Annotated in this window: 19 protein-coding genes; 12 read left to right on the top strand and 7 right to left on the bottom strand. The window is 62.8% G+C overall.

Annotation, left to right across the window (positions count from 1 at the left end):
• Positions 1 to 114 precede the first annotated feature (114 nt).
• The 6 genes from HT585_RS11580 to HT585_RS11605 all read left to right on the top strand — a co-directional run bounded on the left by HT585_RS11580 (position 115) and on the right by HT585_RS11605 (position 5,732).
• On the top strand, positions 115 to 1,071 hold the full coding sequence (locus HT585_RS11580; RefSeq protein WP_176353017.1) for a choline ABC transporter substrate-binding protein: 957 nt from the start codon (positions 115 to 117) through the stop codon (positions 1,069 to 1,071).
• Positions 1,072 to 1,154: 83 nt separating this feature from the next.
• The gene (gene choW, locus HT585_RS11585; RefSeq protein ID WP_176353018.1) at positions 1,155 to 2,000 is read left to right on the top strand and encodes a choline ABC transporter permease subunit; all 846 of its coding nucleotides are present in this window, start codon (positions 1,155 to 1,157) and stop codon (positions 1,998 to 2,000) included.
• On the top strand, positions 1,997 to 3,046 hold the full coding sequence (gene choV, locus HT585_RS11590) for a choline ABC transporter ATP-binding protein (protein WP_176353019.1): 1,050 nt from the start codon (positions 1,997 to 1,999) through the stop codon (positions 3,044 to 3,046). The genes choW and choV overlap by 4 nt, the downstream gene beginning before the upstream one ends.
• 88 nt (positions 3,047 to 3,134) lie before the next feature.
• A complete protein-coding gene (locus HT585_RS11595; protein WP_176353020.1) occupies positions 3,135 to 3,878 on the top strand; it encodes a HugZ family pyridoxamine 5'-phosphate oxidase in 744 nt (247 codons plus the stop codon).
• A gap of 119 nt (positions 3,879 to 3,997) precedes the next feature.
• Entirely contained in the window at positions 3,998 to 4,342 is a 345-nt protein-coding gene (locus tag HT585_RS11600) for an ArsR/SmtB family transcription factor (RefSeq protein WP_173420857.1), read from the top strand.
• Between the two features lie 343 nt (positions 4,343 to 4,685).
• The gene (locus tag HT585_RS11605) at positions 4,686 to 5,732 is read left to right on the top strand and encodes a Gfo/Idh/MocA family protein (protein WP_176353021.1); all 1,047 of its coding nucleotides are present in this window, start codon (positions 4,686 to 4,688) and stop codon (positions 5,730 to 5,732) included.
• Here HT585_RS11605 and HT585_RS11610 read toward each other — a convergent pair.
• Both HT585_RS11610 and HT585_RS11615 read right to left on the bottom strand, forming a co-directional pair.
• The gene (locus HT585_RS11610) at positions 5,727 to 6,863 is read right to left on the bottom strand and encodes a Gfo/Idh/MocA family protein (RefSeq protein ID WP_176353022.1); all 1,137 of its coding nucleotides are present in this window, start codon (positions 6,861 to 6,863) and stop codon (positions 5,727 to 5,729) included. The genes HT585_RS11605 and HT585_RS11610 overlap by 6 nt on opposite strands.
• A 12-nt stretch (positions 6,864 to 6,875) precedes the next feature.
• Positions 6,876 to 9,104 (bottom strand): glycoside hydrolase family 9 protein, encoded by a 2,229-nt coding sequence (locus HT585_RS11615; protein ID WP_246707626.1) that lies wholly within the window; start codon positions 9,102 to 9,104, stop codon positions 6,876 to 6,878.
• Positions 9,105 to 9,482: 378 nt separating this feature from the next.
• Between HT585_RS11615 and aptA the strand changes: the two genes are divergently transcribed.
• The gene (aptA, locus tag HT585_RS11620) at positions 9,483 to 10,811 is read left to right on the top strand and encodes an omega-aminotransferase AptA (RefSeq protein ID WP_176353024.1); all 1,329 of its coding nucleotides are present in this window, start codon (positions 9,483 to 9,485) and stop codon (positions 10,809 to 10,811) included.
• Between the two features lie 85 nt (positions 10,812 to 10,896).
• Complete coding sequence (gene ade, locus HT585_RS11625) at positions 10,897 to 12,594, top strand: adenine deaminase (protein WP_176353025.1); 1,698 nt, start codon at positions 10,897 to 10,899, stop codon at positions 12,592 to 12,594.
• Between the two features lie 15 nt (positions 12,595 to 12,609).
• Here the strand turns inward: ade and aac(6') are convergent, their stop codons facing one another.
• Positions 12,610 to 13,074, bottom strand: a complete 465-nt coding sequence (aac(6'), locus tag HT585_RS11630) for an aminoglycoside 6'-N-acetyltransferase (protein ID WP_176353026.1) — start codon at positions 13,072 to 13,074, stop codon at positions 12,610 to 12,612.
• The gene (bglA, locus tag HT585_RS11635) at positions 13,074 to 14,711 is read right to left on the bottom strand and encodes a beta-galactosidase BglA (RefSeq protein WP_176353027.1); all 1,638 of its coding nucleotides are present in this window, start codon (positions 14,709 to 14,711) and stop codon (positions 13,074 to 13,076) included. Before bglA ends, aac(6') begins: the two co-directional genes overlap by 1 nt.
• 178 nt (positions 14,712 to 14,889) lie before the next feature.
• On the opposite strand from bglA, the gene HT585_RS11640 reads away from it, so the two are divergent.
• From HT585_RS11640 to HT585_RS32175, 3 genes are all read left to right on the top strand, one after another.
• Positions 14,890 to 15,804: a sugar kinase gene (locus HT585_RS11640; protein ID WP_176353028.1), complete on the top strand. Its 915-nt coding sequence runs from the start codon at positions 14,890 to 14,892 to the stop codon at positions 15,802 to 15,804.
• A 127-nt stretch (positions 15,805 to 15,931) separates the two neighbouring features.
• Positions 15,932 to 16,477, top strand: a complete 546-nt coding sequence (locus HT585_RS11645; RefSeq protein ID WP_210270373.1) for a YbhB/YbcL family Raf kinase inhibitor-like protein — start codon at positions 15,932 to 15,934, stop codon at positions 16,475 to 16,477.
• A 104-nt stretch (positions 16,478 to 16,581) separates the two neighbouring features.
• Positions 16,582 to 17,385, top strand: coding sequence for a helix-turn-helix domain-containing protein (locus HT585_RS32175; protein WP_176353029.1), 804 nt, complete (start codon positions 16,582 to 16,584; stop codon positions 17,383 to 17,385).
• Positions 17,386 to 17,395: 10 nt separating this feature from the next.
• Here HT585_RS32175 and der read toward each other — a convergent pair whose 3' ends face one another.
• The 3 genes from der to HT585_RS11665 form a co-directional block, all read right to left on the bottom strand.
• Entirely contained in the window at positions 17,396 to 18,826 is a 1,431-nt protein-coding gene (der, locus tag HT585_RS11655; protein ID WP_176353030.1) for a ribosome biogenesis GTPase Der, read from the bottom strand.
• A 117-nt stretch (positions 18,827 to 18,943) separates the two neighbouring features.
• Entirely contained in the window at positions 18,944 to 19,612 is a 669-nt protein-coding gene (locus HT585_RS11660; protein ID WP_176353031.1) for a tetratricopeptide repeat protein, read from the bottom strand.
• A 93-nt stretch (positions 19,613 to 19,705) separates the two neighbouring features.
• Positions 19,706 to 20,293, bottom strand: coding sequence for an NnrU family protein (locus HT585_RS11665; protein WP_176353032.1), 588 nt, complete (start codon positions 20,291 to 20,293; stop codon positions 19,706 to 19,708).
• A gap of 132 nt (positions 20,294 to 20,425) precedes the next feature.
• Here HT585_RS11665 and HT585_RS11670 point away from each other — a divergent pair, with 132 nt between their 5' ends.
• Complete coding sequence (locus tag HT585_RS11670; RefSeq protein ID WP_176353033.1) at positions 20,426 to 21,445, top strand: polysaccharide deacetylase family protein; 1,020 nt, start codon at positions 20,426 to 20,428, stop codon at positions 21,443 to 21,445.

Below are 21,445 nucleotides of genomic sequence, written 5' to 3' on the forward strand. Positions count from 1 at the left end.
GACGCAATACACTTCCTTCGACATCAAAGCGCTTGAATTCGCTATCCAATGGTGTTTGGCTAAAACTCCAAAGTGTTTGGCTAAAACAATAATAGAGGCAGGGGAACGACAACGATGAACAAAGCACTCTCTCTCAAATTCATGCTCGCGGGCGCCGTATCGGTGGCTGCCCTGGTTGCGGGAAACGCCGCGGCAGCCGAGCCTGAAAGCTGTGGCACCGTCCGTTTCTCCGACGTCGGATGGACGGATATCACAGCCACCACCGCCACGGTCTCCGCCGTGCTCAAGGGCCTCGGCTATCAGACGGATATCAAGGTTCTCTCGGTGCCGGTCACCTACACCTCGCTGAAGAACAAGGACATCGACGTCTTCCTCGGCAACTGGATGCCGACCCAGGAAAACGACGTTCGCCCCTATCTCGACGACAAATCGGTCGAATCCTTCGGCCCGAACCTCGAAGGCGCGAAATACACGCTGGCGACCAACGCCAAGGGTGCCGAACTCGGCATCAAGGACTTCAAGGACATCGCCGCCCAGAAAGACGCGCTCGAAGGCAAGATCTATGGCATCGAGCCGGGCAATGATGGCAACCGCCTGATCATCGACATGGTCGACAAGGACACGTTCGGCCTCAAGGGCTTCGAAGTCGTCGAATCCTCCGAACAGGGCATGCTGGCGCAGGTCGCCCGCTCCGAAAAGGACGGCGCTCCCATCGTGTTCCTCGGCTGGGAGCCGCACCCGATGAACGCCAATTTCAAGCTCACCTATCTCTCCGGCGGTGACGATATCTTCGGCCCGAATTTCGGCGGCGCCACCATCTTCACCAACGTTCGTGCCGGCTACACCACCGAATGCCCGAACGTCGGCAAGCTGCTCACGAACCTCAAGTTCTCGCTGCAGATGGAAAACGAGATCATGGGCAAGATCCTCAACGACGGCAAGGAACCGGACGCCGCCGCCACGGAATGGCTGAAGGCCAACCCGACGGCGATCGAACCGTGGCTCGCCGGCGTCACCACCAAGGATGGCGGCGAAGGCCTCGCCGCGGCCAAGACCGCGCTCGGACTCTGACCGACGACAAGGCGGGGCAAGACCCCGCCTTTTTTTCACCGCATCGCGCGATATTGTTGATCTGACGAGACGGATTTACCCCTGTGGAATTTCTGACCGAATACCGCATTCCCATCGGCGGCTGGGCCAAGGCGTTCGTCGACTGGCTGACGACGAACTTCGAGCTGTTCTTCGACCAACTTGCCCGTTTCCTGTCGGGCGTCGTCGGCATCCTGCTCTATATCCTGCAGACGCCGCACCCGCTGATCGTGGTGGCGGTCATCACTGGGCTCGCCTGGTGGTTCCGCCGTTCGATCGGCATTACGCTTTTCACCGGCCTCGGTCTTCTCCTGATCATCAACCAGGGCTACTGGAAGGAGACGACGGAGACGCTGGCGCTGGTTCTGGCCGCCAGTGTCGTCAGCATGGCCGTCGGCGTTCCGCTCGGCATTGCCGCTGCGCGCCGGGCCTGGGTCTATTCCGTCATGCGGCCGATCCTCGACCTGATGCAGACGATCCCGACCTTCGTCTACCTGATCCCTGCGCTAATCCTCTTCGGCCTCGGCATGGTGCCCGGCCTGATCGCTACGGTGATCTTCGCCATTCCGGCGCCCATCCGCCTCACCCGCCTCGGCATCATCTCGACGCCGCCATCGCTGGTGGAAGCAGCACAGGCCTTCGGCGCAACGCCCGGCCAGGTGCTGCGTAAGGTCGAGTTGCCCTTCGCCATGCCGCAGATCATGGCGGGTCTGACCCAGACGATCATGCTCTCGTTGTCGATGGTGGTCATCGCCGCTCTCGTCGGCGCCAACGGCCTCGGCGTTCCCGTGCTGCGGGCGCTGAACTCGGTGAACGTCGCCAAGGGTTTCGAGGCCGGTCTCTGCATCGTCATCCTTGCCATCATTCTCGACCGCCTGTTCCGCTCGTCCGACGAAGGAGAAGGCGCATGACCGACGCCGTCATTTTCAAGAATGTCGACATCATCTTCGGCAACAACCCGCAGACCGCACTGCAGATGGTCGATCAGGGCAAGACCCGCGACGAGATCGGCGCCGCCACCGGCCTGGTGCTCGGCGTCGCCGGTGCGACGCTATCGATCAAAGAAGGCGAGATCCTTGTCTTGATGGGGCTCTCGGGCTCGGGCAAATCGACGCTGCTTCGCGCCGTCAACGGCCTTGCGCCAGTCGTTCGCGGCGAGGTCGAGGTGAAGACGGCAAACGGGCCGCTCAATCCCTACCGCACTAGTCCCAAGTCGCTGCGCGATTTCCGCATGCACACCGTGTCGATGGTGTTTCAGCAGTTTGCGCTCCTGCCCTGGCGCACCGTCGCCGACAATGTCGGCTTCGGCCTCGAACTGGCCGGCATGCCCGACGCCGAACGCAAGGCCCGCGTCGGCGAACAGCTTGAACTCGTCAATCTGACGAAGTGGGCAGGCCGCAAGGTCAACGAGCTTTCGGGCGGCATGCAGCAGCGCGTCGGCCTTGCCCGCGCCTTTGCGACCGGTGCGCCGATCCTGTTGATGGACGAACCGTTCTCGGCGCTGGACCCGCTGATCCGCACGCGGCTTCAGGACGAACTGCTTGAGTTCCAGCGTCGACTGAAGAAGACCATCGTCTTCGTCAGTCATGACCTCGACGAGGCGTTCCGCATCGGCAACCGCATCGCCATAATGGAAGGCGGCCGCATCATCCAGTGCGGCACGCCGCAGGACATCGTCAGAAACCCGGCCAACCAGTATGTCGCCGATTTCGTCCAGCACATGAACCCGATCACCATGCTGACGGCCAAGGACGTGATGCAGACCGGCGTCCAACGCGGTGCGACCGTTGCGGGCGTGACGGCAACCGCCAAGCCGACGACACCGCTCGTCGATATCCTCGACGCCATGTCCCGCCAGCCGGGCAGCGTCGGCGTCGTCGACAACGGCTCCGTGGTCGGCACGATCAACGCGCAGAACATCGTCGAAGGCCTGACGCGACACCGCAACAAAAGTTGACTAAAGCGCACAAGAAGCCAATAAAAGCCCGGACCCTGTTCCGGGCTTTTTCGTCTGGAACCGGACCGAAGATCAGGAAGGACGACGAATGACCGACAAGCCGAATGTACTGCGCGAGACCGATGACGAAGCGCGCAAGCTGGCGCATACGCTTTTGCGCGGCGCGCGCAGCGGTTCGCTTGCGGCCATCGAACCAGAGAGCGGCGGCTTCCCCTTCGTCAGTCGCGTCCTCGTCGGCATGGACGTCGACGGTGTGCCGCTGATCCTGATTTCCAAATTGTCGACCCACACAAAGGCACTGCTCGCCGACACGCGCGCTTCGCTGCTGACGGGGGAACCGGGCAAGGGCGACCCCCTCGCCCATCCAAGGCTCACGGTACAGTGCGAGGCCGAAGCGGTTGCACGCGATTCGGAGGCGCATGCCCGCATCCGCGAGCGGTTCGTCCGTCGTCACCCGAAATCGAAGCTCTATGTCGACTTCCCCGACTTCGGTTTCTTCCGTCTGAACCCGTTACGTGCCAGCCTTAACGGTGGCTTTGGTCGGGCTTACGTGCTCACGGCAGAGGATCTGGTGATCGAATCAGCGGCAACCGTATCGCTCGCAGCGATGGAAGCCGGCGCCATCGCGCACATGAACGCCGATCACGCCGAAGCGGTCAAGTTTTACGCTGAAAGGCTCTGCAATGCCCCGGAAGGCGACTGGAAGGTCGTCGGCATCGACGCCGCCGGCCTGGATCTGGCCTATGGCGACCAATTGAAACGGCTCGAGTTTCCTGCGCCAATGCGGGACAGCTCGGAGTTACGGCCACTTTTACGCGAACTTTACGGTTAATCGCTCGCAAGCTACCCCCATTTCTTGCAGTAGGTAGTTGCCCTTTTATGCATCACGACTAATTATCGTCCTTCGTCAACCATAACTACGTGTGATGTAATTTTCGCATGGAGCACGCAATGCAGCCACTTTCGCCTGAAAAACATGATGAAGCTGAGATAGCAGCCGGCTTCCTCTCGGCCATGGCAAACCCTAAGCGCCTTCTCATCCTCGATTCCCTTGTCAAGGAAGAGATGGCAGTCGGCGCATTGGCCAATAAGGTGGGCTTGAGCCAGTCCGCTCTTTCCCAGCACCTGTCCAAACTGCGAGCCCAGAATCTGGTCAGCACTCGCCGTGACGCTCAGACGATCTACTATTCCAGCTCGTCCGACGCCGTCATGAGGATTTTGGGTACGCTCTCCGATATCTACGGCGTCGACGCAAATGCCGTGGAAGAAAAGACCTTGGTCCGCCGCTCGGCCTGACCTTCTCAGTCCGCAACAGGGATCAAGCCCTGAAGTAGCCCCACACGAGAAATCGCGCGGGGCTTATTCTTTTCTGGAAGATCGGCTGACGACGCAGGCCATTGCCCGGCAGAAGCGCCCCGCTGCCCAGGCAGCCTCCATTTTGAAGGTTGCCTGGGGCTTGCCGCCGTTGTTTACGCGGCATTGAGGTTTCCGGGGCAGGATGCGCCCGGGCACTACAGCGCCGCGCGTCAACGATGACGCGCAAAGGACGCTGTATCGCTTTAAACCTGCTGCATAATTTTATCCTTAAAATCGGATCCGATTTAAGGAATTATGCAGTGACAGCCGGGACATCGGGTTTATGAAGGACAAGGTCCGTTGGGGCATCGCCGGTACCGGCGTGATCGCAAACAGCTTCGCGTCCGACATCCAGTTTGCCGGCAACGCCGTGCTGGCAGCTGTCTATTCCCGAAGCCAGGAGAAGGCCGATGCCTTCGCCAAGCGTCTCGGCGGCGTTGCCCCCCATTCCAGCATCGAGGCCTTTGCTGCCGATCCTGAAATCGACGCGGTTTACGTCGCTTCGCCGAACGCGGTGCATCTGGAGCACGCCATCGTCTTTCTTTCGGCGGATAAGGCCGTTCTGGTCGAAAAGCCGCTGACGACCTCGTTCGACGACGCGCGTTCGCTATCGGCTTTGGCCGCAACCAAGGGCCTCTTTGCCATGGAGGGCCTGTGGACCTGCTTCCTGCCGGCGATCGCCAAGGCACGCGCCCTGCTCGATGGTGAGGCCCTCGGGCGCATTCGGCATGTGACGGCGGAACTTGCCTATGAAAAGCCGTTCGACCCCACCGACCGCTTTTTCGACGCCAAGCTCGGCGGCGGGTCGCTGCTCGACCTCGGCATTTATCCGCTTTCGCTGTGTCTGAACCTTTTCGGGCGCCCGCATGCGATTGACGGCCGCTGGCAAAGCGCGCCGACAGGCGTCGACCTCTCGGCCGAAATGCGCCTCGCCTATACCGGCTTCAACGCACATCTTTCCTGCGGCTTCGACCGCGATGGAGACAACCGGTTCGTCATCGATGGAGACCGCGGCACACTTGTCATCGACGCGCCGTTTCTGAAGGCCAGCAGGCTGTTCCTCGCCACCAACGGCCTGGTGCGCAAGGTTATTGCACCCAGAGGACAGGGCCTGTGGGCGAAGACGCTGACGCGCGCCGCCAGGCGCATCTCCCTGCCTGGTCTTCAGCGTTTCGATCTGCCGTTCCCGGGCAACGGGTTGCAATTCGAGATCGAGGCGGCAAGCGCTGCAATCCTGGAAGGTTGGCACGAACACATCCTGATGCCGACATCGCGCAGCGTCCAGGCAATCGAAATCATCGAAACGATCCGCGCTTTGCCTCCGTCATAGATCGCGTGGGCGGTAGCCCTGACGGCCGCTGTTGAGCGCAAGCACGATTTCGGTCAGGTGGCGTGCCGTGGCTCCGGAAAAGAATGGCGTCTCCCCACGTGTGATCGCCTCGGCCAGGGCTGCAATGCCGCCGACAAAATCGATTTTCGAGGGATAGGCGGGCAAGGCCGCGGTTTTGGCCTTGGCGGGATAGCGCACCCTGTTGCCGGCATAGAGCCGGACAGGCAGCTTGCGACCGACCTTCCACTCGACCCAGTCGAGGATGCGGTGTTGCAGCGAGCGCTTCGCGCCGAAAGCCTCGAGATGAACGGGCGAGCGGTTGTCCCAGAGATCGCGTACGACGATAGTGCCCTTGTCGCCGATGATGGTCAGCGACCGGTCGCGCGGGGCCGCAAGCCCGCAGGTCACCCGCGCCGTCACGCCCGAGCGGAAGGAAAGGCAGCCGACCGAGAAATCCGGACCGAGGTGCAACCGTTCCGTACCCGGTCCCTTGTCAGGGAAGGTCAGGGCGGAAACGGCACTGACCTCGGCAACCGGACCGAAAAGTGAAACGAGCCAGCTTGCGGCGTAGCCGGCGTGCTCGAGCGTGCAGCCGACCTCGAACTCATGCACGCCCGGCCAGCGAGCGCCGGAGCGGCTACGCCATTCCCGCCAGTTCGCCTTGAACACCGGGCCGTCTTCCATTTCCGCGTAGACGAGGCGCGGCGTGCCGATGGCACCAGCCGCCAGCAGCGAGGCACAGAGCGCGTGCGCCTCGCTGAGCGCATTGGCCGGCGCGCCGCCAAGCACCAGCGCCTGCTCTCGCGCCAGTTCCACGAGTTCGCTCGCCTCATCGACGTCCATGGCCAGCGGCTTTTCGCAATAGACATGCTTGCCGGCGACAAGGGCTGCGCGATTTACCGTATAGTGGCTTTCCGGCGTCGTCAGGTTGACGACGATGGTGACCGCCGGATCAGCGAGAACCTCCTCCAGGGTTGCATAGCGGTGGACCTTCCAATAGCCGGCAAACTCCGTCAGGCGGGCTTCATCGCGGTCCCATACGCCGGTAAGGCGCAACTGCGGATGGTTGGCAAGCGTCGTCATGTAGTAGTCGGCGACGAAGCCGGTTCCGACAAAGGCTATCCCGGTCATCACTGCAGCCCCCTAGCGTGCGTCGGCAAGGAACGACGCGACATAGACGAGCGGCGCATTCCAGTTGATGGTGATCTCATTGGATCCGTAGGCCTCGATATCATCGACATAGCAGGTCTGGGGCGCGCAACCCTGCAGCCGCTCCTTGGCGATCGCATCGACAGGCGTCGAATTCGGCCCGCCGGCAAGCGATCCGACAGGCGGATTGGGCAAGGTCGGATCCACCTGATGCGCATACCAACGGCTATGCTGGTTCTGCGGCGAGCGCGCGCCGTAGCCGGTAATGTAGGACATCGCCAGGGCATTACGGCCGAGAAGATAGTCCATGCTTTCACGCGCGGCATTGAGAAAAGTCTTGTCGCCAGAGAGGTCGAAGGCCGCCGACAGGACGATGACGTTCTGCAGGATCAACTGGTTCGATCCCCAGTCGTACTGGTGATTGGCAGGGCGATAGATTTGTCCGAACGGCTCGGCCGCCTGCAGCGGCAGGAATGTCCTGGCCGCCGCCAGAACCGAGCGTCGCACCATGTCGAGATCGGCCTTGGGCAAAGCTTCACCGTAGAGCGCCAGCTGCAGCCGGGCGAAGCCGGCAACATTGCGCCAGTGGAAGGCGCCCGTCGGCGGCAGCACATCGCCAGACCAGTGCGGTGATGCGCGCAAGACGTCGAGATACTTTGCGTCTCCGGTGGTCAGGAAAAGCTCGGTCGCAGCCCAATAGAGTTCGTCGGAAACGTCGTCGTCGTCGTAGTCGCCACCGCCTGAGTGCCCGTCCGATTTCGGCGCGGGCAGGACCGGATTGGCATTGGCCGCCACCCATGCCTTGCGGGCGGTCGCCAGCAGCTCTCCGGCAAAGGTCGGATTGTCGTTGGCAAAGAGCCGCGAAGCCTGTGCGGCAACCGCTGCCACGTCGAAGGTCGCAGCCGTCGAGGGTTGGTGTAGCGCCCGCGGCTTGGGATCCTCGCTCGGCAGCATCGGCGGCGACGTCCACTCGGTGTCATGGATCTTGTGATGAACCATGCCGGCAAGCGGTTCGCCATCCGGCACCATCATCGAAAGCAGGAACTGCAGCTCCCATCGCGCCTCGTCGAGCAGATCGGGAATGCCGTTACCGCTCTCGGGAATGCGCGAAAGCCGATCGCCGAGCGCTGGCGATTGGGGCCCGCCAAAGGCGCGAGCGCGCTCGAAGGTCGCCAACAATTGCGCAGCGGAGATGGCGCCGTTGACCGCATACTTGCCGTGATCGCCGGCGTCGTACCAGCCGCCGGAAACATCGAGACGATAGGTGCAGGACCAATCGCCGTAGAGCACCCTGGCCTGGTCACCAGTCAGGCAACCGACCGATTTGTCGCCCTCGTTTGGCGCGACGCCGACATGGCCGGCGGGCCGCGCATAGGCCTTGCCGGCGATATCACCGCGGATCTTAATGCCGCTGCGCTGCGGATAGAACCAGGAGAGCGCGTCGACGGTGAGGCGACCATAGAGATTGTCGGAGATCGAAAACCGGTCGCTCGTCCAGTCGCCGGAGACCAGACGATAGCCGTCACCGGGAACGGCATAGGCGGAAAAGTCCGCCACATGCGTCCGCACCCCGGCCGACGGATCGAAACCGCTCGGCCGCGTCGTTCCCTCACCGACGACCGCGTCGCTGGCGTCGACCAGCTGAAAGGAAATCGCCTTGCGCGCGTCCGAGATCACCGTCGCCCGCTTCGGACCGTCGGGGAAATAGCCGAGCTGGTTCACCCGGATGGCCGGGCCCCTGTTCGCCCGGTTGGCGGCTGCGGGAGGTGCGGCAATCTCTACCAATGACACATCGTCGATGCAGAAACGCGAGGGCTTATCGAAACCGCCGAGTGGGAAGATCAACTGAGCCTCCTCCTCGTCCGACGCCATGAAGTCCGCCGAAAACGATGTGCGCACAGACGCACCGCCGATGCTGAACGCGCTCTGCACCGTCCAGGGCTCGGCTGCGCGCTGGATGCGGGCCGGCACGGCACGAGCGGTATCGACCGTGGCCGCCAGCGAAAGCCTGTAGTAAAGCCCCGGCTCCAGTTTCACACCGTTGACGCCGATGAGCCTGTCCCAGATATCGCCGCCCGCCGAGACATCGGCGCAAAGCTCGCCCCCGTCCCGCGCCAGCGCCACGCCGTCACCAGCCCAGAACCCGTCCTGGCCATGCTCGAAACGGCCGTCGACGATCAGCTCGGCGCCTGCTGCCACGCCGGGCAGAAATAGGACGACCATGGCCGCCTGCGCGATCCCCAACCTCGACACCGTCTCGCCACTCCGCTTCATTCGGCGCCGGATCGCACCGTCCGGATGACGGCAAAAAGCACGAGCCATGGATCCGGCGATACACGGCGCGGTAGCGTTGACGCAAACAGGTTAAACTTGAGAAAACGTCCGCGCCTGCAACGAAAAATCCCGCGCGCCGCCTCGAATGAATAGGCGATTTTTGCGGCAGAACATGCCCGGTCACTAAATTGGAGCGCCCCCTCAACCAATGCTCGCGCCGGCTCTCCAGGCTTGACCCGAACCGGTGCCCTGATAGTTTGACCAAAGGGTAAAAGAATCCGAGCGGGCACGACCGCCCGACACAGGACCATGCCGAGGAGAACTGGAATGTCGAACCGCCTGAACACCACGCCGAACGACCTGCGCGCCTTCTGGATGCCGTTTACCGCCAACCGGCAATTCAAGAAGGAACCGCGCCTGTTCGTCGGCGCAAAGGACATGCACTACACGACCCATGACGGTCGCACGGTGCTCGACGGCACGGCCGGTCTCTGGTGCGTCAATGCCGGCCATTGTCGCCCTAAAATCACTGAAGCGATCCGCGAACAGGCGGGCGAACTCGACTATGCGCCGGCCTTCCAGCTGGGCCACCCCAAGGCATTCGAACTGGCAAATCGCCTGGTCGATATTGCGCCTGAAGGCATGAACCACGTTCTCTACACCAATTCCGGATCTGAGTCGGTCGACACAGCACTGAAGGTGGCGCTCGCCTACCACCGGGCCAAGGGCGACGGCTCGCGCTTTCGCCTGATCGGCCGCGAGCGCGGCTATCACGGCGTCAATTTCGGCGGCATCTCGGTCGGCGGCATCGTCTCCAACCGCAAGATGTTCGGCACGCTTTTGACCGGCGTCGACCATATGCCGCACACGCACCTGCCGGCCCAGAACGCCTTTACCCGCGGCGAGCCCGAGCATGGCGGCGATCTGGCGACCGAACTCGAGCGCATCGTAACCCTGCACGACGCCTCGACGATTGCCGCCGTCATCGTCGAGCCGGTTGCGGGCTCGACCGGCGTGCTGATCCCGCCGAAGGGCTACCTCCAGAAGCTGCGCGATATCTGCACCAAGCACGGCATCCTGTTGATCTTCGATGAAGTCATCACCGGTTTCGGCCGCCTCGGCACGCCTTTCGCCGCACAGTATTTTGGCGTGACGCCCGACATCATCACCACGGCGAAGGGTCTGACCAACGGCGTGATCCCGATGGGCGCGGTGTTCGTGACCTCGGAAATCCACGACGCCTTCATGAACGGCCCGGAACACCTGATCGAGTTCTTCCACGGCTACACCTATTCCGGCAATCCGATCGCCTCGGCCGCAGCGCTTGGCACTCTCGACACCTACAAGGAAGAGGGTCTTCTGACCCGTGCTGCCGAGCTTGCCTCCTATTGGGAGGATGGCCTGCATTCCCTCAAGGACTGCCCGAATGTGATCGACATCCGCAATGTCGGCCTGATCGGCGCGATCGAGCTGCAGCCGATCGCCGGCGAACCGACCAAGCGCGCCTTCAGCGCCTTCCTCAAGGCCTATGAAAAGGGCCTGCTGATCCGCACCACCGGCGACATCATCGCGCTGTCGCCGCCGCTGATCATCTCCAAGGCGGAGATCGACGAGCTGTTCGACAAGCTGCGCGACGTGCTCGTCAACAATATCTGATACCATAGACCCGAGAATACGACCCTTTCCCTGGCAACGGGGAGAGGGTCAATCGTATCCAGCGACTGAAATAAGGAGTGCAGAGATGTCCAAGGCTTTGGAACGAATGATCGACCAGGGCGTCGGCCGCGAGCCGGCCGACATCGTGCTCAAGGGCGGACGCTTCTTCGATCTGGTGACAGGCGATCTCGTCGCCTCCGACATCGCCATTTCAGGTGGTCGTATCGTCGGCACTTACGGCGATTATCAGGGCCGCGAAGAGATCGACATCTCCGGCCGCATCGTCGTGCCCGGTTTCATCGACACGCATCTGCACATCGAATCCTCGCTCGTCACCCCGCATGAGTTCGATCGCTGTGTGCTGCCGCTCGGCATCACCACCGCCATCTGCGACCCGCACGAGATCGCCAACGTGCTCGGCACCGAGGGCATCCAGTTCTTTCTCGATTCCGCCCTCGAGACCATCATGGATATCCGCGTGCAGCTGTCGTCCTGCGTGCCGGCGACGCACCTGGAGACGTCAGGCGCCGACCTGCCGATCGAACGGCTCCTGCCCTTCCGCGACCATCCGAAAGTGATCGGCCTTGCCGAGTTCATGAATTTCCCCGGCGTCGTCCACAAGGATCCGGTTTGCCTCGCGAAGCTGGAAGCGTTCCAGGGTGGCCACATCGACGGCCACGCGCCGCTTCTTAGCGGCAAGGATCTGAACGGCTATCTCTCGACCGGCATCCGCACGGAGCATGAATGCACCACGGCTGAAGAGGCGATGGAGAAGATCCGCAAGGGCATGCACATCCTGGTTCGCGAGGGCTCGGTCTCCAAGGACCTGCACGCGCTGATGCCGATCATTACCGAACGGCTCTCGCCCTATCTGGCGCTCTGCACCGACGACCGCAATCCGCTCGACATCGCCGAGCAGGGCCACCTCGACTACATGATCCGCACTGCGATCTCAGCCGGCGTCGAGCCGCTGGCGATCTATCGGGCCGCCTCGATTTCGGCCGCGCGCGCCTTCGGCCTGCGCGACCGTGGCCTTGTCGCACCCGGCTGGCGCGCCGATCTCGTTGTGCTCGACAGCCTCGAAAGCTGCCGCCCGCAAATGGTGTTTTCCGGCGGCCGCCGCGTCACCGACGCACTGTTTGCCACCCGCAAGCCGGTTGCCCCCGTCGGCCTCGACAGCGTCAAGGCCGGCCATGTCAACGCCAGCGACTTCGGCGTGCCCTATTCCGACAACGACACGTCCGTCATCGGCGTTCTGCCGGGCAAGATCATCACCGAGCACCGCCGCTACAAGCTGCCGGCCGATGGCAACGAGACCGGCGTCGACCTTGGCCACGACATCATCAAGGTCGCGGTAATCGAGCGCCACGGCGTCAACGGCAACCATGCCAACGGTTTCGTCCAGGGTTTTGGCCTGAAAAAGGGCGCGATCGCCTCCACGGTCGGCCATGACAGCCACAACATCTGCGTCGTCGGCGTCAACGTCGAGGACATGGCGACCGCCGCCAATCGGCTTGGTCAGATCAAGGGCGGCTTCGTCGTCGTCGAGGATGGCAAGGTCACCGGCGAGATCGCATTGCCGGTCGCCGGCCTGATGAGCCTCGAGCCGCACGAATCCGTGCGCGATACCCTGCATCACCTGCGCCAGGCGGCCTTTGCGCTGGGCGCGACCCTGGAAGAACCCTTCCTGCAGCTCGCCTTCCTGCCGCTGCCGGTGATCCCGCACCTGAAGATATCGGATCGCGGGCTTGTCGACGTCGACAAGTTCATGCTGATCGGCTGAGCCGGACAGCGTCGCTCAGTTATCGGCGGACGTGCCGGAAAGCTCCTTGCGGAAATAGATCACGCGCTCGGTTTCCTCGAAGCCGAGCGCCACATGCAGGCCGTGGCTCTCGAGGTTGTCGATGTCGGTGTCCGACGCCAGCTCGCGACAACCATGGCTGATCGCCCAGCGTTCTGCAGCCGTGATCAGCGCCCGCGCCACACCATGGCGGCGGTAGCGGGGAAGCACGTAGATGCCTTCGAGGAAGGCCACGGGCGATGTCTCGCAGCCGTTGACGTAATCGCTGCGCAGCGACACTTCGGCAAACCCGGCTGCAACGCCGGCATCGTCCTCGCAGAGAAACGCCGCCTGCCGTTCGGCCGCCGCAAGACAGCCGTCGATCTCCTCGCGGTGCACCGCTGCCGGCGTATCGGACCAGAGGGCAAGCCGCATCTCCAGCCAGCGCCCGACCATTTCCCTATCCATCAGCAACACACGCATCAGAGTTTCCCGCAATAGGCGCTGAGGCCACCGAGCTTCAGCACGCCACCGACAACCCCAGCCGATTGGCCCGGCAGCGGAACGGTCTCGACGGACGTGCCGGAAACGAGGAACTCCTGAGGCTCCTGCGTCAGGTTGAAGACGAAGAGCAGTCGTTCACCATCCTTCTCGCGGGTGAACGCCAGGAGATCGCGGTTGCTCTCCAGGAACGCCATATCGCCATCGTGCAGGGCCGCGTGCGACCGGCGAAAGGCGAGCATGGTCCGGTAATGGTTGAGGACCGTGTCTGCGCCGCTCTCCTGCGTATCCACCGCCAGCCGTGCCTGTTCCGCCGGCACCGGCAACCACGGTTTACCGGCAGAGAAACCGGCATTTATTGCGGCCGTCTCCCATACCATCGGCGTACGGCAACCGTCCCTGCCCTTGAAGGATGGCCAGAAGCGGATGCCATAGGGATCGCGCAGATCCTCGAAGGCAACGTCCGCCTCCGGCAGGCCGAGCTCTTCGCCTTGATAGAGGCACACCGAGCCGCGCAGGGTCGCAAGCAGCGTGATCGCCAGCTTTGCGACGACCTCCCGTTCCGCCTCGTCTTGGGAAAAGCGGCTGACATGGCGCATGACGTCGTGGTTGGAAAAGGCCCAGCACACCCAGCCGTCGGTGACCGCCTTCTGGAAATTGTCGACGCAGCGGCGGATATGGCTGGCGCTGAAGTCCGGCCCGAGTAGATCGAACGTGTAGCACATGTGCAGCTTGTCGCCGCCGCTGGTATAGGCGGCCACGGTTTTCAGCGAGCGCGCACCGTCTCCGACTTCCCCCACGGTCGTACGTCCACCATAGCCATCGAGAAGAGCCCTGAAGCGCTGGAGGAAAGCGACGTTTTCCGGCTGGCTCTTGTCGTAGAGATGATCCTGCATGCCGTAAGGGTTGACGTCGGGCGCATCGTTGCTGGTCGCATTCGGGTCCGGCACCAGCGGCGGATTGTCCCTGAGATGACGATCGTGGAAATAGAAGTTCACCGTATCGAGCCGGAAGCCGTCGACACCGCGGTCGAGCCAGAAACGCGCGGCGTCAAGCACCGCGTCCTGAACCTGCGGATTGTGAAAGTTGAGATCGGGCTGCGAAGCCAGGAAATTGTGCATGTAATACTGCTTGCGCACGCCGTCCCATTCCCAGGCGGGCCCGCCGAAAATCGAAAGCCAGTTGTTGGGTGCCGTGCCATCGGGCTTCGGATCGGCCCAGACATACCAGTCGGCCCTCGGGTTCTGACGGCTGCTGCGGCTTTCGACAAACCAGGGATGGCGGTCGGACGAGTGCGAAATCACCTGGTCGATGATCACCTTAAGGCCGAGCCGGTGCGCTTCCGCCAGCATGTCGTCGAAATCGGCAAGCGTGCCGAACATCGGATCGACATCGCAATAATCCGAGACGTCATAGCCCATGTCCGCCTGAGGTGAGGTGAAGAAGGGCGACAGCCAGATGGCATCGACGCCGAGCGAGGCGATGTGGCCGAGCCGCCGGGTTACGCCTTTCAGGTCGCCGATGCCATCGTCATCGGTATCCTGAAACGAGCGCGGATAGACCTGATAGATCACCGCGCCGCGCCACCAATCGTCACCCGAACCCTGCTGAGACGCCATGCCCTGCCCCCGTGAAACCGATCTGTACACCAAGATGTAGCCGCGCCCGGCGTGGGAGTAAACGCCGACTGCGGGCGCAATGTCGCGCAATTGCGTTACATAGAAAAACAATCTCTTGCCGAGACCAGCCTTGAACCTTATCCCGTCAGCACGGGGAAAACCAAAGGGAGAGAAGACGTTGGCCGGAACGATGCTGTCGATCGGGGAGTGCATGGTCGAATTGATGCAGGCCGAGGGCGGCCTGCTGCGCAAAGGCTATGCTGGCGATACCTTCAACGCCGCCTATTACGCTCGCCTGTTCCTGCCGACCGACTGGACGGTCGGCTATTGCTCTGCCGTCGGCACCGACACGATCTCCGACGAAATGCTCGCCTTCATGGCCGAGAAAGGCATCGAGACGGCCTCCGTGCGCAAGATCGAGGGCCGCACGCCAGGCCTTTACATGATCCACCTGAAAGACGGCGAGCGCAGCTTCTCCTATTGGCGCTCGGCTTCAGCCGCACGGCTCTTGGCCGACGACCCCGACCATCTGCGCCGCGCCACCGAGAGCGCCGACCTCATCCTGTTTTCCGGCATTACGCTCGCGATCCTTTCGCCCGACGCCGTGGAAACCCTGCTTGCCGAACTGCGCCGCGCCAAGGCGGCGGGCAAACGCGTCGTTTTCGATCCCAATATCCGCCCACGCCTGTGGGACGATGCCGAGCGAATGCGCCGGACGCTGACCGACGGCGCCCGCGCCGCCAGCCTGGTGATGCCGAGCTTCGATGATGAAGTCACGCATTTCGGCGACACCTCGATCGCAGCCACGATCGCGCGCTACAAGGCGCTGGGTGTGGCGGACGTGGTCGTCAAGGACGGGGAAAAGGGTGTGACCCTGGCTTTCGAGGGACCAGACATAAGCCACGTCCCGGCAACGCCTGTCGAGCGCGTGGTCGATACCACAAGTGCCGGCGACAGCTTCAACGGCGCCTTCCTTTCCCGCCTTGTCACGGGCGACACGCCGAGCGAGGCTGCAGCCTTTGCGGCTCGCATTGCTGCGGGCGTCATCGGCCATCACGGCGCGCTCGTCGATAAGGCCAAGCTCGTCGGCTGACGCGCCGCTTCGGCGTTGCCATCGCCGCACGCATTGATCGGTTCGGCGCCAAGTTTGATCCGTTCGGCGCCGAAGGGATCGCCGTTTGCGCTAATTTTCCCGCATCTACTTGAAGGAGATGCAGGAAATGAACCGTTTTCACACTCTGGCGTTTGCCGCCTCGATGCTTACCGCCGGCGCCGCGGAAGCAGCCGATTTCACCGTGACCAGCCCAGACTTTGCCGGGGGCCAGGTGCAGCAGGCGCAGTTTGCCGCGGGCATGGGCTGCATCGGCAAGAATCTGTCGCCAGCGATCACCTGGGCCAATGCGCCTGAGGGCACCAAGAGCTTCGTCGTCACCCTCTACGACAAGGATGCGCCGACCGGCTCGGGCTGGTGGCATTGGGTGGCGATCGACATCCCGGCCGACGTCACCGCACTCGATGGCGGCGCCGGCAGCGACATCTCGAAAATGCCGGCAGGTGCGGTGACGATCGCCAATGACGCCGGTCAGCGCGGTTTTGGCGGCGCCTGCCCACCAGAAGGCGAAGTCCACGACTACACCATCACCGTCAAGGCGCTGAGCGTCGAGAAACTGCCGGTGCCGCCAGAGGCATCGCCCGCTCTGGTCGGCTTCGTCAGCAACATGAACACGCTCGCCTCAGCGACGATATCCGCCAGGGGAAGCCGATAGCCCCGCCCGCCCGCCACGGTGATCGAACGCCGCTCGGCTTGCCCGCAGCGGCGTTTCCGCGCTACCACCGATCTCCGGGCCGCTCGCCGAGGGAATGAAGCCGCGTGAACCACAAGATCTCCGTTCGGCCAGGCGCTGGCGCTGCGGCCCAAATCGTTCAGTACAACCGGCTGCGCTACTCGAACATCCTCATCGAGCAGCCGGTCATCATTGTCGTCGAACGCGGCACGAAGATCCTGCGCCAAGGTGATTTCGAATGTGTGATCGCGCCCGGCGAGGCCGTTGCCCTCCAACAGGGCCAGGTGTTCGATGTGGTCAACGCGGCAGAAAACGACGCCGCCTATCTCGCCCGATGGGTCGCCTTCGATCCGCAGATCATCGCGGCCTTCCATCCAACGAAGGATATCGGCACACCGATCGACAAGGCGCATCTCCTCACGGGTCTGCAGCCAGCCTTTCTCGACGCCTTCAGTGCGGCGGCAAGGGCCGTCGCAGAGCCCGAGTGCATCCCCTTGCCTGTCGCCCGACACCGGGTCGGCGAGTTGCTCATCTGGCTGAATGTTTCAGGCGGCTTCTTTCGTCCCGTCAACACCACAAGCTTTGCCGAGAGGGCTCGGCAGAACCTCATGGGCGATCCGGGCACGCCATGGACGGGCAGCGCCCTTGGCAAGCGGCTCGGCGTCAGCGAGGCGACCTTGCGGCGCAAGCTTTCCGCCGAAGGCTGGTCGTTTCAGCAGCTCTTGACCGACGTGCGCATGTCCGCTGCCATGCAGATGCTGCAGTCATCTGACGTGCCCGTGCTGCATATCGCCCAGCAGGTCGGTTACGAATCGCAGTCGCGTTTCGCCGCCCGCTTCCGCCAGCGCTTTGGCTTTCCGCCGAGCGCGATCCGCGGCCACAGGCGCTGACGCCTTGGGCTTAGCGCTTCTTGCGCTTGTTTTCGAAGGGGTTCTCCGACGCGCGATAGTGGATGCGGATCGGCACGCCCGGCAGATCGAAATCATTGCGCAAGCCGTTGATCAGGTAGCGCGTATAGGATTCCGGCAGCGCGTCGGGGCGCGTGCACGAGATCATGAAGCCCGGCGGGCGGGCCTTCACCTGTGTCATGTATTTCAGCTTCAGCCGGCGGCCGGAGACGGCCGGTGGCGGATGCTGCACCTGCTGGGAATCGAGCCAACGGTTGAGACGCGCCGTCGAAATGCGACGGTTCCAGGTTCTGTCGGTGTCGATGATCGCCTGCATCAGGCGGTCGAGACCGTAGCCGGTATGGCCGGATATCGGGATGGCGCGAATGCCGCGCGCCTGCGGCAGCAGCCGCTCGGTCTTTTCGCGCAGGTCGGCAAGCACCGCCTGCCAGTCTTCAACCAGATCCCACTTGTTGAAGGCGATGACGGCGGCACGACCTTCGCGAATGATCAGGTCGACGATCTGCAGATCCTGCTTTTCGAACGGAATGGTCGCGTCGAAGACGATGACCACCGTTTCCGCAAAGCGGATGGCGCGCAGCGCATCGGCAACCGAGAGCTTTTCCAGCTTCTCCTGCACCTTGGCCTTGCGGCGCATGCCGGCCGTGTCGAACATCTTGATGGTGCGGCCGCGCCAGTCCCATTCGACTGAGATCGAATCGCGGGTAATGCCGGCTTCCGGTCCGGTCAAAAGCCGGTCTTCGCCGAGAAAGCGGTTGATCAGCGTCGATTTGCCGGCATTCGGGCGGCCGACGATCGCCACGCGCAGCGGCTTGGTTTCGTCATAGGCGGGCTCGGCCTCGTCGTCCTCTTCCCCCGTCTCGCCGGTGGTCGGGCGCAGGTCGATGTCGGTCTCGGCGACGTCGTCTTCCGGCGGATAGGCCCGCTCCTCGCCGATCGCGGCGACGATCGCGTCGCGCAGATCGAGCATGCCCTGGCCATGCTCGGCCGAAATCGGGCACGGATCACCGAGCCCGAGCGTGAAGGCATCATAAAAGCCGCCGTCGGAACCGCGCGCTTCGGACTTGTTGGCGACGAGCACCACCGGTTTGCCGCGCCGGCGCAGCATCTCGGCCAGCGTCTCGTCGGCCGGCGTCAGGCCCGCCTTGGCATCGACCACGAACAGCGACAGGTCTGCCTCGTCGATCGCAGCTTCCGTCTGCGCCCACATCCGGCCCTGCAGGCTGTCGGGCGCCGACTGTTCGAGACCGGCGGTATCGATGATGCGGAAGCGCAGGTCGATGAGCTTGGCATCTCCAGGGCGGCGGTCGCGGGTCACACCCGGCGTATCGTCGACGAGCGCCAGCTTCTTGCCAACCAGACGATTGAACAAGGTGGACTTGCCGACATTGGGGCGCCCGACGATGGCGACGGTGAAACTCATGAACGTATCCGTTTCCGACTGAAAGCGCTGCACGTCCTCAAGACATACAGCGCCCCAACACTTTGAAAATCAACATATCCTTTCCAGAGACCGGATCCGGTCTCCAGGGATATGCGCTTAGGCTTTGCCGCTCGCGGCAATGACGTCGAGCAGCATCTGCGCCCGGCCTGCGACATTGCGCGGGCTCTGGGCGTCATCGACGATCTGTTGGAACCAGCTCTTCGCCTTGGCGACATCGCCGGCCTTGTAGGCAGACAGGCCGAGCGCCTCGCGCGCCGAGTGGCGCATGTTGTTCTGCGGTACGGCGAGTTGCTCGACCTCCGCCGAAACCTGATCATAGGTGCCTGCGTCGACCAGCAGGTAGGCCGCACGCAGACGGGCTGCATCGCGCAGCGCCTCGGGCAGGCTTGTATCCTTGCCGATTTCGGAGAAGGCCTTGACGGCGGCATCGGTCTCGCCCTTTTCCGCCTGCAGCGTCGCTGCACGAAGACGAGCCAGCACCGGATAGGCGCCGTAGCCATCCTTCTGCAGGGCGTCGAGAGCGGTCAGCGCCTCGTCGGCCTTGTTTTCCTTGGCAAGGTTCAGCGCCTGCAGGAACTCGTCGCCGGACTTCGACGACGCGTTGTCGCTCCAGTAGTCGTAGCCGACCTTGCCGATGGTTCCCACAACGATCAGCACGGCGATCGCCACGATGACGCCGCCGAAACGAGCCCAGATGTTCTTCATCTGGTCCGAACGCAGTTCTTCATTCACCTCGCGGATAAAGCTGTCGTCTTGGTTCGCCATCAATTGCCCCGGCCTCTCGGCCTTCCCTGCACGCTAATAGGATTTTGCGCCTTCTACCCGATTTTGCGGCAGTTGTAAGGGGGCGCGCGTTATTTAGCCGACAACGATGGGCGAAACCCCGATCACCAGTTCGTGCAATTTCCAGACGATCACGCCGTAAAGGGCGGCACCAAGCACGATGGCAATGAGGTCATAACGATAGGAAGCGAAGGCCGGATAAGTGATTTCACCGGCGCGCCAGCGCTTCTTCATCGAGATGCGCAGGATCACCGCCCACACGAGGAAGGTGCCGAACAACAGCACCGACGACGTCTCGCCATTGGCAAGCAGGTGGGCGAGCGCCCAGATCTTGATTGCAAGGATAGCGGGATGCTTGGTGGCCGTCCTGATCTTGCCCGGGGGCAGATAGGCGGCGACGAGACAGATGCTGGCAATCAACATCAGCGTCAGCGCGATATGAGCGAGGAAGACTGGAGGCGTGTAGAGCATGCCGGTGGTGGCGCGTGCCTGGTCGAAGCCATAGGCGATCAGGCCGAGACCGGCGAGCGCCGAGATGCCGTGGATCGTATGCCAGGCACCGGTACCACTGCGTGCAATCACAGATGCGCGCAGGCCGGGCGCAAAACTGCGAACGAGGTGGATGCCCAGGAAGATCACGATACCCAATATCAGCAGCGCCATGTCGTCACCCGTCCTTCATTGTTGTTCTGTCGGCTATCGACATAGCCGGAGTACACAGAAATTTCCAGACAGATCAAAGGATTGCCGCATTCCTGGATAAAGGGACGGCATACGCAAATCGTCGCAGATATCATGATCCGAACATTTATTGCCCTTTCCCTCGCCCTTACCCCTGCCCTCGCTTCGGCCAACGAACCTGCGGCCGAAAGTGCCGTGGCTACTGTTCCGGCCAAGGACAAGCAGCTCGTCATCGTCTCCTTCGATGGAGCGCATGACAACGCGCTGTGGGAAAAGAGCCTTGATATGGCCAAGCGCACCAATGCGCATTTCACCTATTTCCTTTCCTGCACCTTCCTGATGACGCGCGCCGACGGCAGAGAGATCTACAAGCCGCCAGGAATGAAACCGGGCCGCTCCAATGTCGGCTTTGCCCAGAGCCGTGATGAGATCGCCACCCGCGCCGGTCATATCTGGCAGGCCCATCTCGACGGCCACGACATTGCCAGCCACGCCTGCGGCCACTTCGACGGAAAGGGCTGGACGAAGGCCGACTGGCAGAGCGAATTTACGACCTTCGACGCGGCCTTGCGCGATGCCTGGAAGAAGGCTGACAAGCCGGACGCCGAACCGGAAGGCTGGGCGGAATTTGCCCGCACCGGCATCAAGGGTTTCCGCGCGCCCTACCTTTCGCTGAGCGACGGGTTGTTGCCCGCGCTCAAGGCCTCCGGCTTCACCTATGACGCAAGTCTGGTGACCAAGGGACCGGGATGGCCGACGGAGAAGGACGGCCTGCCGCGCTTCGGCCTGCCGCTGATCCCCGAGGGACCATCCAAGCGCCCGGTCATTGGCATGGACTACAATCTGTTCGTGCGCCATTCCATGGGTGTGGAAAACAAGAAGGACAGCGCCACCTTCGAAGCCCGCACCTACGAGGCCTACAGGAAAGCCTTCGACAAGGAATATGCCGGCGACCGCATCCCGCTGCAGCTCGGCTTCCATTTCGTCGAAATGAACGGCGGCGCCTATTGGCGCGCGCTTGACCGGCTCTTGACCGAGGTCTGCGGCAAGCCGGATGTTGCCTGCGTCAACTACGCTCAGGCGCTACCGATGATTGAGCAGGCAAAAAAGAAGGCGGATCGCTCCGCCTTCTGA

Origin of the sequence: Ensifer oleiphilus (assembly GCF_013371465.1) — a bacterium.
GTDB classification, from domain to species: domain Bacteria; phylum Pseudomonadota; class Alphaproteobacteria; order Rhizobiales; family Rhizobiaceae; genus Ensifer; species Ensifer oleiphilus.

What these genes read in the sequence shown, in the direction of transcription:
- HT585_RS11580 (WP_176353017.1), top strand. Translation starts at nt 115, where the DNA reads ATGAACAAAGCACTCTCTCTCAAATTCATGCTCGCGGGCGCCGTATCG.
- choV (WP_176353019.1), top strand. Translation starts at nt 1,997, where the DNA reads ATGACCGACGCCGTCATTTTCAAGAATGTCGACATCATCTTCGGCAAC.
- HT585_RS11595 (WP_176353020.1), top strand. Translation starts at nt 3,135, where the DNA reads ATGACCGACAAGCCGAATGTACTGCGCGAGACCGATGACGAAGCGCGC.
- HT585_RS11600 (WP_173420857.1), top strand. Translation starts at nt 3,998, where the DNA reads ATGCAGCCACTTTCGCCTGAAAAACATGATGAAGCTGAGATAGCAGCC.
- HT585_RS11605 (WP_176353021.1), top strand. Translation starts at nt 4,686, where the DNA reads ATGAAGGACAAGGTCCGTTGGGGCATCGCCGGTACCGGCGTGATCGCA.
- HT585_RS11610 (WP_176353022.1), bottom strand. Translation starts at nt 6,863, where the DNA reads ATGACCGGGATAGCCTTTGTCGGAACCGGCTTCGTCGCCGACTACTAC.
- HT585_RS11615 (WP_246707626.1), bottom strand. Translation starts at nt 9,104, where the DNA reads ATGGTCGTCCTATTTCTGCCCGGCGTGGCAGCAGGCGCCGAGCTGATC.
- aptA (WP_176353024.1), top strand. Translation starts at nt 9,483, where the DNA reads ATGTCGAACCGCCTGAACACCACGCCGAACGACCTGCGCGCCTTCTGG.
- ade (WP_176353025.1), top strand. Translation starts at nt 10,897, where the DNA reads ATGTCCAAGGCTTTGGAACGAATGATCGACCAGGGCGTCGGCCGCGAG.
- bglA (WP_176353027.1), bottom strand. Translation starts at nt 14,711, where the DNA reads ATGGCGTCTCAGCAGGGTTCGGGTGACGATTGGTGGCGCGGCGCGGTG.
- HT585_RS11645 (WP_210270373.1), top strand. Translation starts at nt 15,932, where the DNA reads ATGAACCGTTTTCACACTCTGGCGTTTGCCGCCTCGATGCTTACCGCC.
- der (WP_176353030.1), bottom strand. Translation starts at nt 18,826, where the DNA reads ATGAGTTTCACCGTCGCCATCGTCGGGCGCCCCAATGTCGGCAAGTCC.
- HT585_RS11660 (WP_176353031.1), bottom strand. Translation starts at nt 19,612, where the DNA reads ATGGCGAACCAAGACGACAGCTTTATCCGCGAGGTGAATGAAGAACTG.
- HT585_RS11665 (WP_176353032.1), bottom strand. Translation starts at nt 20,293, where the DNA reads ATGGCGCTGCTGATATTGGGTATCGTGATCTTCCTGGGCATCCACCTC.
- HT585_RS11670 (WP_176353033.1), top strand. Translation starts at nt 20,426, where the DNA reads ATGATCCGAACATTTATTGCCCTTTCCCTCGCCCTTACCCCTGCCCTC.